This window comes from Marinobacter sp. (assembly GCF_040904845.1).
Taxonomy (GTDB): domain Bacteria; phylum Pseudomonadota; class Gammaproteobacteria; order Pseudomonadales; family Oleiphilaceae; genus Marinobacter.
Window position 1 is genome coordinate 26122 of sequence record NZ_JBBDSR010000044.1, and the last position, 15053, is coordinate 41174.

Sequence of the window (15053 nt, forward strand, 5' to 3'; positions counted from 1 at the left end):
CGTATAATGCGCCTTTTTTCAGCGTGCCCCGACCCACAGGCGGGGTACCACACACAGACCGAGCAGCAGGCAATCGTCGTGACAGACAAGGCAACTTCCCACAACACCCCGGACGTCAAAACCTTCCAGGGTCTGATTCTGGCTCTGCAGAACTTCTGGGCGCAGCACGGCTGCGTGGTCCTCCAGCCACTGGATATGGAAGTGGGTGCCGGCACCTTTCACCCGGCCACCTTTTTACGCTCCATCGGGCCTGAAACCTGGAATGCCGCCTACGTCCAGCCCAGCCGCCGCCCCACAGACGGCCGCTATGGCGAGAACCCGAACCGTCTGCAGCATTATTATCAGTTCCAGGTGGTGCTGAAGCCATCCCCCGATAATATCCAGGAGTTGTACCTGGACTCGCTGAAGGCCCTGGGGCTCGACCCCCTGGTTCACGACATCCGCTTCGTGGAAGACAACTGGGAATCGCCCACCCTGGGTGCCTGGGGCCTGGGATGGGAAATCTGGCTCAACGGCATGGAAGTGACCCAGTTCACCTACTTCCAGCAAGTCGGCGGCCTGGAGTGCTACCCGGTGACCGGCGAGCTGACCTACGGCCTGGAACGAATCGCCATGTACCTGCAGGGCGTCGACAGCGTGTACGACCTGGTGTGGACCGAGGGCCCGGATGGTGTGGTGACCTACGGCGATGTGTTCCACCAGCAGGAAGTGGAGATGTCCACTTACAACTTTGAGCACGCCGACACCGAATTCCTGTTCCACAGTTTCGATGTTCACGAACGTGAAAGCGCGCGTCTGATCGACGCCGGTCTGGCGCTGCCTGCCTATGAGCAGGTGCTCAAGGCCTCCCATACTTTCAACCTGCTGGATGCCCGTCACGCCATTTCAGTGACCGAGCGTCAGCGCTTTATCCTGCGTGTTCGCACCCTCGCCCGTGCTGTTGCCCAGGCTTACTTCGACAGCCGCCGCAAGCTCGGCTTCCCGCTGGCTCCGGCTGCGCTGCGCAAGGAAGTCCTTGCCGCGAGCGCCGCCGCCGACGAGAAAGCCAACGGTAAGAAGGGCAAGAAAGCGAAAAAGGCTCCGCAGGAACAGGGGAACGCATAATCATGGCAACACAGGATTTTCTGGTCGAACTGGGCACTGAAGAGCTGCCCCCCAAGGCCCTCAAACCGCTTTCCGACGCCTTTACCAACGGCATTGTCAAAGGTCTGGAAGAAGCCGGCATTGCCTTTGGCAAAGCCGAGAGTTTTGCCGCACCGCGCCGGCTGGCCGTGCGCATCCGTGATCTGGCCGATGCCCAGCCCGACAAGTCCGTGGAGAAACGGGGCCCCGCCGTAAAAGCGGCATTCGACGACGCCGGTAACCCGACCCGGGCACTGACCGGCTTCGCCACCTCACTGGGAGTCACCCCGGACCAACTGGACACCCTGGAAACCGACAAGGGTGCCTGGGTGGTGTTCCGGACAGTTGAGAAGGGCCGCCCCACCGTCGAGCTGATGCCGGAACTGGTGGAGCAATCCCTCGCCGCGCTGCCCATTCCCAAACGCATGCGCTGGGGTGCCCATCGCACCGAATTTGTTCGCCCGGTGCACTGGGCCATTATGCTGTTTGGCAACAAGGTGATTGATACGGCCATTATGGGGCTGACACCCGGCAACAAGACCCGGGGCCACCGCTTCCACTGCCCGAAATCCCTGATTGTGCCGACGCCGGGCGACTACGAAGTGGTATTAAAGCAGGAAGGCTATGTGATTGCCGACTTCGCCCAACGCCGCGAACAGATCCGCTCCGGCGTGACCGCCCTGGCGGAGAAAGAAGCCGGCGGCCAGGCCGTGATTGATAACGATCTGCTGGATGAAGTCACCGGCCTCAATGAATGGCCGGTCCCGCTGATGGGACGGTTCGAGGAGCGCTTCCTCGATGTGCCGGCGGAAGCTCTGATTTCCTCCATGAAAGAACATCAGAAATACTTCCACGTGGTGACCGCCAAGGGTGACATGCTGCCGCTGTTTATCACCGTCGCCAACCTGGACAGCAAAGACCCCAACCAGGTCATCTCCGGCAACGAAAAAGTGATCCGTCCGCGGCTGTCGGATGCGGCGTTCTTCTATGAGACCGACCGCAAAGCCCGCCTTGAGGACCGCATTGATCAGCTCAAGCCGATCGTGTTCCAGGACAAGCTGGGCAGCCTTTATGACAAATCCGTGCGCGTGGCGGCGCTGGCAAAGAAAATTGCCGACGCCATCGGCAGCGATCCCGCCCTGGCCGAGCGCGCAGCCATGCTGGCCAAGACCGACCTGGTCACCGAAATGGTGCTGGAGTTCACCGATCTTCAGGGCATCATGGGCCAGTACTATGCCAAGCACGACGGCGAGCCGGAAGACGTCGCCCAGGCGCTGAACGAGCAATACATGCCGCGCTTCGCCGGTGACGACCTGCCCACCTCGCTGACCGGCTGCGCCATCGCCATCGCCGACCGCCTGGATTCCCTGGTAGGCCTGTTCGGCATTAACCAGCCGCCGTCCGGCACCCGGGACCCATTCGCGCTGCGCCGCGCCTCCCTGGGGGTGCTGCGCATCATCATCGAACGGGAACTGCCGTTGGACCTGCAGACCTGTTGCCAGTGGGCGGAAGAAAACTTCACCGGGCTGGACGGCGAAAACACCGCGGCCACCGTGGTGGACTACATGCTCGACCGCTTCCGCGCCCATTACGAAGAGCAGGGCATTGGTGCCGAAGTCTACCTGGCCGTGCACGCACGCCGCCCCACCAAACCGCTGGACTTTGACCGCCGCGTGAAAGCCGTCGAAAGCTTCCGCCAGTTGCCGGAAGCCCAGGCGCTGGCGGGTGCCAACAAGCGGGTGTCCAACATTCTCACCAAGCAGGGTGGCAGCACCGTTGGCGAACAGGTAAACCGGGCGCTGCTGCAGGATCAGGCCGAACAGGCTCTGGCGGAGCACATTGGCCAGCAGTCAGACCGGGTACTGCCGCTGTTCGAGCAGGGCGACTACGCCGCAGCACTGAGCTCCCTGGCCAGCCTGCGCGAGCCGGTGGACAAGTTCTTTGACGAAGTGATGGTGATGGCGGAGGATGAAGCCATCCGTAACAACCGGCTGGCCATGCTCAACCAGCTCCGTAACCTGTTCCTGCGGGTAGCCGATATCTCTCTGCTGCCAACAGCGAGCTGAGACAGAGGCAACCGTAAAGGCACAATGCTGATCATTCTCGACCGGGATGGGGTCATCAACCGATACGATGGCAATTACATCTGCTCTGCGGAGGAGTGGGAGCCCATTCCCGGTAGCATGGAAGCGATAGCCCGGCTCTGCAACGCCGGGCACCGCATCGCCATCGCCACCAACCAGTCCGGCATTGCCCGGGGGTTTTACGATGCCGATGAACTGGACGCCATGCACGCCAAGCTCGAGCAGTTACTCGAAGCGCAAGGCGGGTGCATCGATTATATCGCTTACTGCCCCCACCACCCGGATGACCACTGCCCGTGCCGAAAACCGCTGACGGGCCTGCTGGAACAGATCCGCAGCCATTTTCACCTCGACAGCCTGCAAGACGCGATCATGGTCGGCGACAGTCGCAAAGACCTGGAAGCCGGACACAAAGCCGGGTGCCACCCCGTGCTGGTCAGAACCGGCAATGGCCTGGACACAGAACGGCATTTGGACACGCGCCCGATCCCCGGTGCGCGGGTCAGTATTTACGACAGTCTCAGCACGTTTGCGACCGCGCTTTTATCCGCTGAGGGCTGGTAAAAACAGAGCGAATCCGTATAATACCGGCCGTTGATCGGCGTGTGGCGCAGCTTGGTAGCGCACTTCGTTCGGGACGAAGGGGTCGCAGGTTCGAATCCTGCCACGCCGACCATTTTCCCGCTCTATCCTGTCTGTAAAACCGTCTCTCAAAACGTAAAACTTCGCACCTGTGAATCCAGCATCTGCTTCGATACTTCGGGCGGCAGGGCTATGCCCACACCCTCGAACAATTCATCGCGATCACGCCCGCTGTTCGGCAGATACAGGCCACACACGTTGACACTGGCTCCCTGGGACAACAAACCGCGAAGCAGCTGACCGGGCGTGGCTTCCTTCGGTTTCAGCGCCTCCCCATCGTAGGATTTCAGCGCCAGTTCTCCGGCCTGATCGCAGAGCAGTACATTCACCCGGGCTCCCCGTTCCAGCATGGCAGTGGACAGCATCATGGCCATGCCTTGGGTTAGCGGCGATGCACTGGACAGCACCACCAGCACTTCTTCCACCATTTCGACCTCCCTCTCAGCGCTCAAGCTCAACGGAGCCACAGCCAGCAGCGCCAGTACGGCGATGGTTCTGGGTAACGTGATCATCAGAAACACTCCCTTTTCAATTGATCGGTTACAACTTTGCCACTAGTAGGTATAGGCCGATACGAGTTATTTTGCGTACTGGTAACATTAACCCCCGCAAGATCAACAACGACAGGAGAGCACAAAGATGATTGGATACGTCACCCTCGGCGTCAGTGATATGGCAAAAGCCAAGCAATTCTATTCAGAGCTTCTAGGGGAGCTGGGCGCAAAGGTGCTCCTGGATATGGAACGCATTGCGTTCATTGGCAAGAGCATGAGTGCTCCCATGCTGGCGGTGTGCACGCCTTACAACGGTGAGCCAAACCACCCCGGCAACGGCAATATGCTGGCGGTTCAGCCAGGCTCCAAGGAGTCGGTGGATGCCCATTACCAAAAGGCCATTGACCTGGGGGCCACCTGCGACGGAGAACCCGGGCAACGCATTCCCGATCAGTTCTACGGGGCCTACGTGAAGGACCCGGATGGCAATAAGCTGGCGTTTTTTCACTTCGGTTAATCAGTCTTAAACCACCAAGCTGGCAAGAATCGATGGACCGCCGGTTGTAAAAAGCGGTCATCAATCAGCCAGATCACACCCCGGTCTTCCGGGGTGCGGATAACCCGCCCGGCTGCCTGGGCGACTTTCTGCAATCCCGGGATCAAGTAGGTGTAGTCATAGCCCGCACCGAACCGGTGCTCAAGCCGCTGTTTCAGGATCTCATGCCAGGCATCAAACGGCGGCAGGCCGAGCGTGGCCACAAACGCGCCGATCAACTGATCCCCGGGCAGGTCGATGCCCTCACTGAACACGCCGCCCAGAACCGCAAACGCCACGCTGCCGTCCGGCTGCTGAAACCCCGCCAGAAATTCACTGCGCTGGTTTGACGACATGCCGGGTTGCTGGGAACGCTGGGGGACATCCGGGGCCGCTCTGGCAAGCGCCGCGCTGACCGCCTGGGCGTATTTGAAACTGCTGAAGAACGCCAGATAGTGACCCGGCCGTTCACGGAACTGGCGGGCGATGAGGTCGGCGATGGATTCAAGTGACGCTTCCCGGTGGGCCTGGCGGGTGCTGATGCGCGGCGTGAAGTGTACCTGCAACTGCTCCGCACTGAACGGGCTGGGCAGGGAAGTGAACCGGGAATCCTCTGGCAGGCCGAGCAGATCGCGGTAGTAGACGCCGGGGCTCAGGGTAGCGGAGAACAGCAACACCGAATCCGCTGCCCCGAACCGCGCCCGCAGGAAATCGGCCGGGATCAGATTTTGCAGGGTCAGGCTGGCACGGCCCCGCCCGGCGCGCTGGAATTCACACAGGGAATGATCGCCGAAGGTATCCGCCAGTTTCATAAAGGACACGCTTTCAAACAGCAGTTCCTGTAAGGCAAGGTCCGGCGGATAGTCGGCCAGATAATCGGTGAGGCTCGACACCATGGCTTGCAGGGCTCCGAGCAACTGCGCCGGCAGGGTTGCCAGAAACACCGGGGCATTGTCGACCGCCTGATGGTCCCGGATCAGGCTTTGCCAGGCCCGCGCGGTGCGGTCGATGGCCGCCTTCAATGGCTTGGGCGCGGCCTTTTTTATCGTCAGCAAACGCTGTTGGTCCAGCCGCACCGAATACATGCCCCGGCCCCGGTCCACCAGGTTGTGGGCTTCGTCCACCAATACACTGGCCTTCCAGTTGTTCTGTCGAATCAGGCCGTGGAGCAGGGCGGACTGATCAAACAGCCGGCTCACATCACCGATGACCAGATCGCACCAGCGGGCCATTTCCTGGGCAAGAAAATAGGGGCAAATGTCATGGCCTGCTGCGATCTTCGCCAAACTTTGCTGATCAAGCACGCCTTCTGTCTGAGCGGCTTCGGCCCGGGCATCCGGTAGCCGGTCGAAAAAACCTTGGGCCAACGGGCAGGAATCGCCGTGGCAGGCTTTGTCCGGGTGTTCACAGGCATCGTCTTTCGACACCAGTTCCAGGGTTCTCAGTGGCCAGGTTGGTAAACCTTGCGCCAGTCGCAGGTGTGCCACCCCATCCATGGCAATCTGGCGGGCGGTATTGCGGCAGGTGAGGTAGTACAACCGGTCTTGCCCCGCCGCTGGCATCGCTTTCAACGCCGGGAACAGGGTGCCGAGGGTCTTGCCCAGGCCGGTGGGGGCTTCCAGCAACAAGGTGCCTGACTGAACGGCATTTTTGTAGACGGTCTCCGCCAACTGGCGCTGCCGGGGGCGAAAAGCCGGAAAGGGAAAGGTCAGTTGCGCAAGCAGGGCATTCCGTTGCTCCCGATGGTGTTCCTCCTGCTCGGCCCACAGCCTGTATTGACGGCACAGGTCTTCCAGCTCCTGCCAAAGCTGCTCCGCGCTGGCGGTTTCCACCACCGGTGTTTCCTTGTCCTTGCCGGTGTCGTAATAGACCAGCGCCAGTTCCAGCTTTTTAAGCCCTTCCTGTTGGCACAGCAGGGCACCGTAGGCTCTTAACTGAGCGCGATGGAGCGCGCGCTGGTGCTCACGGATGCGGGACAGGTCACCCCGATGAGTCTTGATTTCTTCCAGCCGGCCACGGTGGGGATTGTAGATATCGGCTCGCCCCGAAAGCTTTAACCCCAGGCACTCCCCGGTCAGTAAATGCTCGCTTTTGTATCCGTAACCACGGCGGCCCTGGATGGCCTGGTGGCCGGCTATGCCTTCTTCGGCACTGGGTGCCGGCGTGTAGCGAAAATCCAGATCGCCCTGGCGGGCGGAAAATTCACACAGGGTACGGATCGCAACCTTCATCCGCCGCCCTCATCCGCCTGCCAGCGCACGTAACAGACGCTGGCGGGCATGTTCTCCCGGCCAAAGAACGCCAGCCAGCGGCGCTGATGGTCCTGAAGACGATCACCCGGCCCCTTTACTTCGATCATCTCGTAACGTGGCTCCGGGCTGTCGGGATCGGGGTCGGAGCGAGAGTCGGGGTAAAACCGGATCAGGTCCGGAAACCCGCTACGATGTTCCTTCAGGTTGTTCAGCAGGCGCTCAAACAACCGCTCCAGGTGACGCGGGGGAATGCAGTCCATGGCGGTTATCAGTAGCGCCTCGGACAACGCTGGCCAGACCACGAAGGGGTTGGCGAGCCGCTGTTTCTGCTGCCAGGTATCAAGAATACGCTGCCGGTAGCGGCCATCCCGCAACAAGGCGAAGCAGTCGTCGAACGCCTGCCGTCGCCGTTCTACAAAGTCCTCCCGTAGCAAATCCGCAGGGCCCACATGGAAGGGGTGAAAGAACGCACCGGGAATGGCCTCGAAAATGGTCCGCCAGCACAGCAACCCGAACAAGCCGTTGATCAGCGTGTTTTCCACATAGAACACCGGAGCATCGGCGGCCTCCAGGTGCTGCTGAGCCGCCAGCTCCACGGAGCCAACAGCGGGTTTGGGCAAGCTCAGGGTGAACGCCCGGATCTCCGGCGGGGCCTCCACCGGCGGCGGCACCTCGCCCATTTTCGGGGCCAGCCGTTTGAGAACGCGCGCCAGCCCCTGGGCCTCGGCATCGCTCAGTTCCTGATGCTGCCAGCGCCGGGCAATGTCCCAGGCCTCGTCAAAGCGTTTCAGGCGTTCCAGCAAGCGCAGCTGCTTCAGCCGCGCCTCCCGGTGATGGCTGGCCGCCAAGGCTTCCAGGGCCAGCGCCTGCTCCCCCTGACGTTCCGCCTGTCGACCCAGCTCCAGCAATAGCCGATCCCGCCGGCTGGCCAGCCACGGATTATCCGACGGCTCTGGTACCTGCGGCCATACTTCGGATACCGGCACCCCGTCATCCAGCCCTTGCCGACACTGGTGCATCAACAGGTAGGCGTCCACGTCCGCCCGCCGATGAAAGGCGCGGGAATCGCTGGACAAGTCCACCCGCTCGTATTGCTGATACCCCAGCTCCACCAGCACAAAATCGGTCCAGCTCTGGCGCAGGTTGCCGAAGAACATGAGGCGTACGCGGTCAAACAGGGGCATATCCTGCAGCCGGACCACCGGTGGCGCATCCCCGCTCCACCATTCCTGCAAGCGTTGTGGTTCTGGAAAGTGTTCGGCCGCGACTTCGCGCAGCCGCGCTTTGGGCAGGGTCTTTGGTAAATCCAGCTCACTCAGCCTGTCGGCAAATGCGGGTCGGAGCTCAGCCAGTGTGGCAAGCCGGAAGAGGTCATCAATGCCAAGTACAGGAGAGGCTTCAAGCCAATGTCTAGCGACCAGTTCGGCCAACGCCTCCGTCACGGTGCCCGGCAGTTCCGGATAATGCAGCTTGTCTGTCCGAAACAGCTCCCCGGTGCGCATCACCATGCGTGTCAGCAGTCCCCGTGCGGAAGTGGGCAGGTCAACAAAGTCCGCCAGCCTGGCCCGTTCATCAAGGGTCAGCAGGTCCCCGTGGTGATCGGCCACCCACGACACCACAGTGTCCATATTCTTCAGGTAATATAGGGGGTCTTCCAGGTCTGCTGTTTGTGGGCGCTGACCTTGTGGTTCGGTGATCATGCTGTTTCAGGAAACCTTCTCGGAGAGCGTCAACGGGTGGTGTCAACGCACTGTACGATGGCCGCTCTCAGGTCTCAAATAGCTATTTTCCCGGCGATGACTTACCGGAGGACTGCGGCGTCGGCACCCGGTGAGCCGCCGACGGCTGATGTGCCGAGTTGAGGCACTCTTTTTTAAGCGCGAGCCAGGCCCCAAAGATGCCGCGGGTCGAGCCTGCCAGCTGCGTGGCGTGATTACTCATGATGGTTCCTCCTACCTTGCCGGGGTAGGCACCTGGTCGCTGAATGACCGGGAGCCGATTCGGTGGCTGTCCTTCCTTTAGGGCGGCCGACAAATTCAGCCTAGCAAGATTTTTACTTAATGCAAACGATTCCCATTTCTTTTTCGCTGTCATAGGAGCCACCCCCTGATTGACCGCGGCGCTGAGGGTCGGTTTCGTGCAATCGGACCTGTCAGGCGGTCCGCTTCTGTGGTCACATGCGTTAACCTGTAGCATCAGGATTGAACCGAAAAGCAGACAAGGAATCCCATGGCCGCCATCGAGCCCGGCTTTCACGCCATCCACGCCAACCACCTGGAAGACCTGCGCCGGGCGGTGGTGTACATCTGCCGCCACAACCCCATGCCGCCACTGGAAAGCGAAACCTTTCTGGTGCAGAGCAACGGCATTGCCCAATGGTTGAAGCTGGCGCTGGCGGAGAAGCGCTCGGAGGAAGGGGCCGAAGGCGGGCTGGGGATTGCTGCCGGCATGGACTTCCTGTTTCCGGCCAGGTTTATCTGGCAGGCCTACCGGGCGGTACTGCCAGACGGAGACGTGCCAGAACAGTCGCCCTTCGACAAACGCCGGCTGGTGTGGCGGCTTTACCGGCTGCTGCCGGAACTGGTGGGGCAGGATGAGGCGTTCACACCGCTGGCGCGTTTTCTGGACGGCACCGATACCGACCTGCGGAATTTTCAGCTGGCGGAGAAGGTAGCGGATCTGTTCGACCAGTATCAGGTGTTCCGGGCGGACTGGCTGGCGGCCTGGGAACAGGGCAAAGACGTCATCATCACCGCCAGGGGGGAGGAAAAATCTCTCGACCCTGAAACCCGCTGGCAACCGTTGCTCTGGCGCAAGCTGGTGGACGATGTCGGCGAAGCCGCTCATACCAGCCGGTCGCAAATCCATACCCGGTTTATGGCAGAGGGCCAGCGCACCCGCACTCCGGCCAACCCCGCGCGGCTGCCCAAGCGCATTGTGGTGTTCGGGGTCTCTTCGCTGCCGCGGCAGGCCCTGGAAGCCCTGTATGTGTTGAGCCGCTTCAGCCAGGTGGTGCTCTGTGTTCACAATCCCTGCCAGTTCTACTGGGCGGATATCATCAGTGACCGCGAACTGCTGAAGGCCGAACGCAAGCGCGGCAAAGCTCACCCGGTGCTGTCGCAGATTGACGATCCGGACCAGCTGCACCAGCACGCCAACCCGCTGCTGGCGGCCTGGGGCAAGCAGGGCCGGGACTACATCCGCCTGCTGGACGAGTTCGACAACCCGGACGACTACCGCGACAGCTTCCAGACCCCGGACCAGAAGATCGATATTTTCTCGGAACACGGTACCGGTGACGCACCCGGTCTGTTGCACCAGTTGCAGAACGACATTCACAACCTGACGCCGCTGCAGGAAATCCGCCAGCAGCGGCGTCAGCTGGATCTGACCCACGATCATTCCCTGGTGTTCCACGATGCCCATGGTCCCCAGCGCGAGGTCGAGATCCTGCACGACCAGCTGCTGGCGGCATTCAATGCCGATCCGGCGTTGCGGCCGCGGGATGTGATCGTCATGGTGCCGGATATCAACGTATACGCGCCTCATATCCAGGCGGTGTTTGGCCGCTACCAGCCTGGGCGCAAACGGCATATACCCTTCACCATTTCCGATCAGGGCCAGCGCCACCACGAACCGGTGTTGATTGCCCTGGAAACCCTGATGTCGCTGCCCCGCAGCCGGTTTGGCGTGAGCGAGATCATCAGCCTGCTGGAAGTACCCGGCATCCGCGACCGCTTTGCGATCAGCGAAGAAGAAATCCCCCTGGCCCGGCGCTGGGTGGAAGGCGCGAACATCCGTTGGGGCCTGCACGGCAAGCACCGGGAAAGCCTGGAGTTGCCGGCAGAGCTGGAGCGCAATACCTGGCAATCCGGGCTTCGATCCATGCTGCTGGGTTACGGCATGGGCGATGACGAGCCCTGGGGCGGGGTAGAGCCCTACGGCGAAATCGGCGGCCTGCAGGCCAGCCTGGCCGGGCGGCTGAGTGAATTTGTGCACCAGCTCGAATCCCTGTGGCAGGCACTGCAGGCCACCCGCAACCCGGGCGAATGGGAAACCCTGTTCTCCGCCATGCTCGGGCAGTTTTTCCACAAGGTCGAGGGCAGCGATCTGTTGCTGCTCAACCGTTTCCGTCGCCACCTGGAACAGTGGCTGGACGATGCACTGGCCGCAGGCCTGGACCAGCAGCAACTGCCCCTGAACATCGTCAAAGACGTACTGCTCGAGGGCCTGGACGAAGGCGGTCTGAACCAGCGCTTCCTGGCCGGCAAGGTCAACTTCGCCACGCTGATGCCAATGCGGGCCATTCCCTTCCGCAAGGTATGCCTGCTGGGCATGAACGATGGCGACTACCCGCGCTCCCGGCCGCCGGTGGACTTCGACCTGATGGCCCAGGATTATCGCCCGGGGGACCGCTCCCGGCGGGAGGACGACCGCTACCTGTTCCTGGAAGCTCTGCTGTCAGCGCGAGAACAGCTGTACATCAGTTGGGTGGGAAGAAGCATCCGGGACGATTCCGAACGGCCACCGTCGGTGTTGGTGGGCCAGTTGCAGGACCATCTCGACGGCCTGTGGACGGTGTCCGGCAACGCCGATGCAGCCGTCACCGACGCCCTGACCACCCAACACCCGCTGCAGCCCTTCAGCCGGGCCTATTTTCCGAAGGCCAATAACCTCGGAGGCGGCGATGACAGCACCCCCAAACCACTGGCGGAAGTGCTTCAGGCCCGCCAGCTGTTCACCTACGAACGGGAATGGCGCACAGCCCATGGCATTGACGCCACAGAACAGCGACAGGAAGCGCTGCCTTACCAGGCCCCGGAAGAACCCATCACCCTGAGTGACCTGGCCGGCTTCCTGAAAAAACCCATCGACACCTTCTATCAGCGCCGGCTGCAAGTGCGGTTTGAAGAGGTGGAAGACGACGACACCGACAACGAAAACTTCGACCTCAACGGCCTGGACCGCTGGCGGCTGGATCATGAGCTGATACAGCAAGGCCTGATGAAAGCCGGCTCCGAAACCGAACTGCATGAACGGCTGGAAACCACCCTGGACCGCATGGCCCGGCGGGGTGATCTGGGCATGGGGGTCACCGAACACCGGCTGCGCTCGGAACTGTCCGGGCGCTTGCCGGATCTGTTCGAACGCTACCAGAGTGCCCTGGCTGACTGGCCGGAAGCCGTGGCCGAGCCCCGGCCTTTCGACGCCCGGTTTGAAAATTCGATGGGTGCGGTGGAAGTGGTGGACCTGATCGACAGCTTGCGCAGTAACCGCGAAGGCCAACTGTGCCGCCTGGTGGTGGCCAGCTCCGGGCTGCTGACCGGGGCCGGTTACAGCAAGAAGGTGCGCTACGGCAACCTGATGCGAGACTGGGTGATTCACCTGGCGGGCCAGCTCAGCGGCCAGCCTTTTGAAACCCTGATTCTCGGCAAGGAAGAGGGCCGCAAATTCCGCTTCGCGCCACTGGCTCCGGATCAGGCCCAACGGCATTTCGACGCCCTCCTCAGCCGGTGGATGGACGCCACCACCCGGGCCTTGCCCGTTCACTGTGAGGCCGGCTTTGCCTGGGTTTACAGCTTCTACCAGAGCAAAAAATGCCTCGGCGACCACGAGCGCGCCATCAGCGATGCCGCAGAGACCTATGACACCGCCCTGCAGCGAGACACCGGCTACCTGCGGGGGGCCTTTGAAACAGCGGAATTACTCATGGCCAGCGGCGAATTCGAAGCCCTGTTGCACGAACTCTACGTGCCGCTGTGGGAAGCCGAACAGGATAAATCAGCGGCAGAACAGATCGGGAGCGTGGAATGACGAATTTTAACCCCAACCTGGACCCGTTAGCGCTGCCGCTGAACGGCAGCGCGCTGATTGAAGCCAGTGCCGGCACCGGCAAGACCTTCACCATTGCCATTCTCTATGTGCGCTTGGTGCTGGGGCACGGCCAGCCCGAAGACAGCCCGCTGCAAAACCTGCTGCCCCCCAACCTGCTGGTTGTGACCTTTACCGACGCCGCCACCAAAGAGCTGCGGGATCGCATTCGCACCCGGCTGACCCAGGCCGCCGAGGTGTTTTCCGATGCCCCGGACGAAGCCAACCCGCCAGCGGAAACCGCGCTGATCTATCAGCTCCGCAACGACAGCTACCCGGACCCGGCGACCTGGCCCGAGTGCCGCAGGAAACTGCTGCTGGCCGCCGAATGGATGGATGAGGCGGCGGTGTCCACCATCCACAGTTTCTGCAACCGCATGCTCAGCGAACACGCCTTCGACAGCGGCAGCCTGTTCAAACTGACACTGGAAACCGACCAGAGCGAACTGCTGAACGAGGTCGCCCGGGATTACTGGCGCACCTTTGTCTACCCACTGCCGCCGGCGCTGATGGACGAAGCCCTGAGCCATTGGAAAACCCCGGCGGATCTGCGCCAGGCCGTGCGCAACCTGATTGACGACCCGAACAGCCTGGGCACGCCGCCAGCCGATGTGTATAACGCCATCAACCAGGTGGTCGGCCAGCGGCTGGAACGCTCCCGGGCGCTGAAAGCCCACCCCTGGGGGCCATGGCAGGCGGAAGTGCTGGATCTGCTGAATGACCTGAACCAGCGCAAGCGGCTACACGGTGGCAGCAAAAACGCCATGCTCAAGGTCTGGGACGCCCTGGTGGCCTGGTCTGAATCCGACGAGCTGTTGCCGGAAAAACTCGACAGCGCCGCCGGCTTCAAAAACCAGACCCCCGAAGGTCTGGACAACATTCTCAAAGGGGACGACCCGGCCCCCCATCACCCGGCTTTCAGCGCCATCGAAGCGCTCATCGCGTTCGGCCAGCACCAGCCCACCGCCAAATCCGACATTCTGCGCCACGCCAGCCACTGGATCGCCGACCGGCTGGAATCGGAAAAACAGAAACGCTCGGAGATGGGCTTTGACGACCTGCTCAGCCGCCTGGATGACGCCCTGCACGGCCCCCGCGGTGATCAGCTTGCCGCCACCATCCGCCGCCAGTTTCCGGTGGCGCTGATTGACGAATTCCAGGACACCGACCCGGTGCAATACCGGATTTTCGACCGCATATACCAGGTAGCAGGGAGCGATGCAGCCACCTGCCTGCTGATGATCGGCGACCCCAAACAGGCCATCTACGGCTTCCGCGGTGCCGATATCCACACCTACCTGCAAGCGCGCCAGGGAGTGCAGGACCGCACCTACACCCTGGGAAAAAACTTCCGCTCCGCCAAGCCCATGGTGGCCGCCGTCAACCGGGTGTTTGAACACAGCGACCAGCACAGCACAGAGGGTGCCTTCCTGTTCGGCAAAGGCGACACCTCGCCACTGCCATTCCAGGGCGTGGACGCCAACGGCACCAAACGCCTGTGGTCGGTTAACGGCGAGCAACCGCCCAGCCTGGTGTTCTGGACCCACGAATCCGATGACCAGGGCAAAGACGGCAACCCCAAAGGCCTGGCAAAGGGAGCCGCCACGGCGGATGTCGCCGACACCTGCGCCAGCGAAATCGCCCGCCTGTTAACGCTGGGCCAGGCGGGCCTGGCCGGTTTTGCGGCAGCGGATAACCTGGCGGATCTGAACCCCGTCGCGCCCAAAGACATTGCCATACTGGTCAACAACCGCAACGAAGCCAGCGCGGTGCGGGATGCCCTTGGCCGCCGGCGCATCAAGAGCGTGTACCTGTCCGACCGCGACTCGGTGCTGACGTCGCAGGAGGCGAAGGAAATACTGTGCTGGCTGCGAGCCTGCGCCGAACCCCGGCAACTGGCTTACATTCGCGCCGCTCTGGCCACGCCCACCCTGGGCCAGCCTCCGCTGGCGCTGAATCAGTTGCTCACCGATGAGCTCATTCTCGAGCGGGAAATTGAACGCTTCATGGGTTATCAGCAGCAATGGCAGGCGCAGGGCGTACTGCCCATGCT

Annotated in this window: 10 protein-coding genes and 1 tRNA gene; 7 read left to right on the forward strand and 4 right to left on the reverse strand. The window is 61.9% G+C overall.

What is annotated here, in order from left to right; genetic code table 11:
• Positions 1–78 precede the first annotated feature (78 nt).
• From glyQ to WD429_RS04965, 4 genes are all read left to right on the forward strand, one after another.
• Positions 79–1104: a glycine--tRNA ligase subunit alpha gene (gene glyQ / locus WD429_RS04950; protein WP_368421076.1), complete on the forward strand. Its 1026-nt coding sequence runs from the start codon at positions 79–81 to the stop codon at positions 1102–1104.
• Positions 1105–1106: 2 nt separating this feature from the next.
• Entirely contained in the window at positions 1107–3188 is a 2082-nt protein-coding gene (gene glyS, locus WD429_RS04955) for a glycine--tRNA ligase subunit beta (RefSeq protein ID WP_368421064.1), read from the forward strand.
• 24 nt (positions 3189–3212) lie between these two features.
• Positions 3213–3770 (forward strand): D-glycero-beta-D-manno-heptose 1,7-bisphosphate 7-phosphatase, encoded by a 558-nt coding sequence (gene gmhB, locus WD429_RS04960; protein WP_368421065.1) that lies wholly within the window; start codon positions 3213–3215, stop codon positions 3768–3770.
• Between the two features lie 35 nt (positions 3771–3805).
• Positions 3806–3882, forward strand: a tRNA-Pro gene (locus tag WD429_RS04965).
• Between the two features lie 34 nt (positions 3883–3916).
• Here WD429_RS04965 and WD429_RS04970 read toward each other — a convergent pair.
• On the reverse strand, positions 3917–4360 hold the full coding sequence (locus WD429_RS04970) for a hypothetical protein (protein ID WP_368421066.1): 444 nt from the start codon (positions 4358–4360) through the stop codon (positions 3917–3919).
• Between the two features lie 127 nt (positions 4361–4487).
• Here WD429_RS04970 and WD429_RS04975 point away from each other — a divergent pair, with 127 nt between their 5' ends.
• Positions 4488–4859 carry a VOC family protein gene (locus WD429_RS04975; protein ID WP_368421067.1) on the forward strand — a complete coding sequence of 124 codons (372 nt, stop codon included), beginning with the start codon at positions 4488–4490 and terminating at the stop codon, positions 4857–4859.
• On the opposite strand, the gene WD429_RS04980 is transcribed toward WD429_RS04975, so the two are convergent.
• The 3 genes from WD429_RS04980 to WD429_RS04990 all read right to left on the reverse strand — a co-directional run bounded on the left by WD429_RS04980 (position 4856) and on the right by WD429_RS04990 (position 9223).
• Entirely contained in the window at positions 4856–7108 is a 2253-nt protein-coding gene (locus tag WD429_RS04980) for a helicase C-terminal domain-containing protein (protein ID WP_368421068.1), read from the reverse strand. The two genes, WD429_RS04975 and WD429_RS04980, sit on opposite strands and share 4 nt — an antisense overlap.
• Positions 7105–8829: a VRR-NUC domain-containing protein gene (locus tag WD429_RS04985; protein ID WP_368421069.1), complete on the reverse strand. Its 1725-nt coding sequence runs from the start codon at positions 8827–8829 to the stop codon at positions 7105–7107. The genes WD429_RS04980 and WD429_RS04985 overlap by 4 nt, the downstream gene beginning before the upstream one ends.
• An 82-nt stretch (positions 8830–8911) precedes the next feature.
• Positions 8912–9223 (reverse strand): hypothetical protein, encoded by a 312-nt coding sequence (locus tag WD429_RS04990; RefSeq protein WP_368421070.1) that lies wholly within the window; start codon positions 9221–9223, stop codon positions 8912–8914.
• Between the two features lie 135 nt (positions 9224–9358).
• On the opposite strand from WD429_RS04990, the gene recC reads away from it, so the two are divergent.
• Positions 9359–12943 (forward strand): exodeoxyribonuclease V subunit gamma, encoded by a 3585-nt coding sequence (recC, locus tag WD429_RS04995; RefSeq protein ID WP_368421071.1) that lies wholly within the window; start codon positions 9359–9361, stop codon positions 12941–12943.
• A partial coding sequence (locus WD429_RS05000) for a UvrD-helicase domain-containing protein (protein ID WP_368421072.1) occupies positions 12940–15053 on the forward strand: 2114 nt, incomplete at its 3' end. The genes recC and WD429_RS05000, both read left to right, overlap by 4 nt.

Excerpts from the sequence above, each read along its gene's own strand:
- glyS (WP_368421064.1), top strand. The coding sequence starts at position 1,107 with ATGGCAACACAGGATTTTCTGGTCGAACTGGGCACTGAAGAGCTGCCC.
- gmhB (WP_368421065.1), top strand. The coding sequence starts at position 3,213 with ATGCTGATCATTCTCGACCGGGATGGGGTCATCAACCGATACGATGGC.
- WD429_RS04970 (WP_368421066.1), bottom strand. The coding sequence starts at position 4,360 with ATGATCACGTTACCCAGAACCATCGCCGTACTGGCGCTGCTGGCTGTG.
- WD429_RS04975 (WP_368421067.1), top strand. The coding sequence starts at position 4,488 with ATGATTGGATACGTCACCCTCGGCGTCAGTGATATGGCAAAAGCCAAG.
- WD429_RS04980 (WP_368421068.1), bottom strand. The coding sequence starts at position 7,108 with ATGAAGGTTGCGATCCGTACCCTGTGTGAATTTTCCGCCCGCCAGGGC.
- WD429_RS04985 (WP_368421069.1), bottom strand. The coding sequence starts at position 8,829 with ATGATCACCGAACCACAAGGTCAGCGCCCACAAACAGCAGACCTGGAA.
- WD429_RS04990 (WP_368421070.1), bottom strand. The coding sequence starts at position 9,223 with ATGACAGCGAAAAAGAAATGGGAATCGTTTGCATTAAGTAAAAATCTT.
- recC (WP_368421071.1), top strand. The coding sequence starts at position 9,359 with ATGGCCGCCATCGAGCCCGGCTTTCACGCCATCCACGCCAACCACCTG.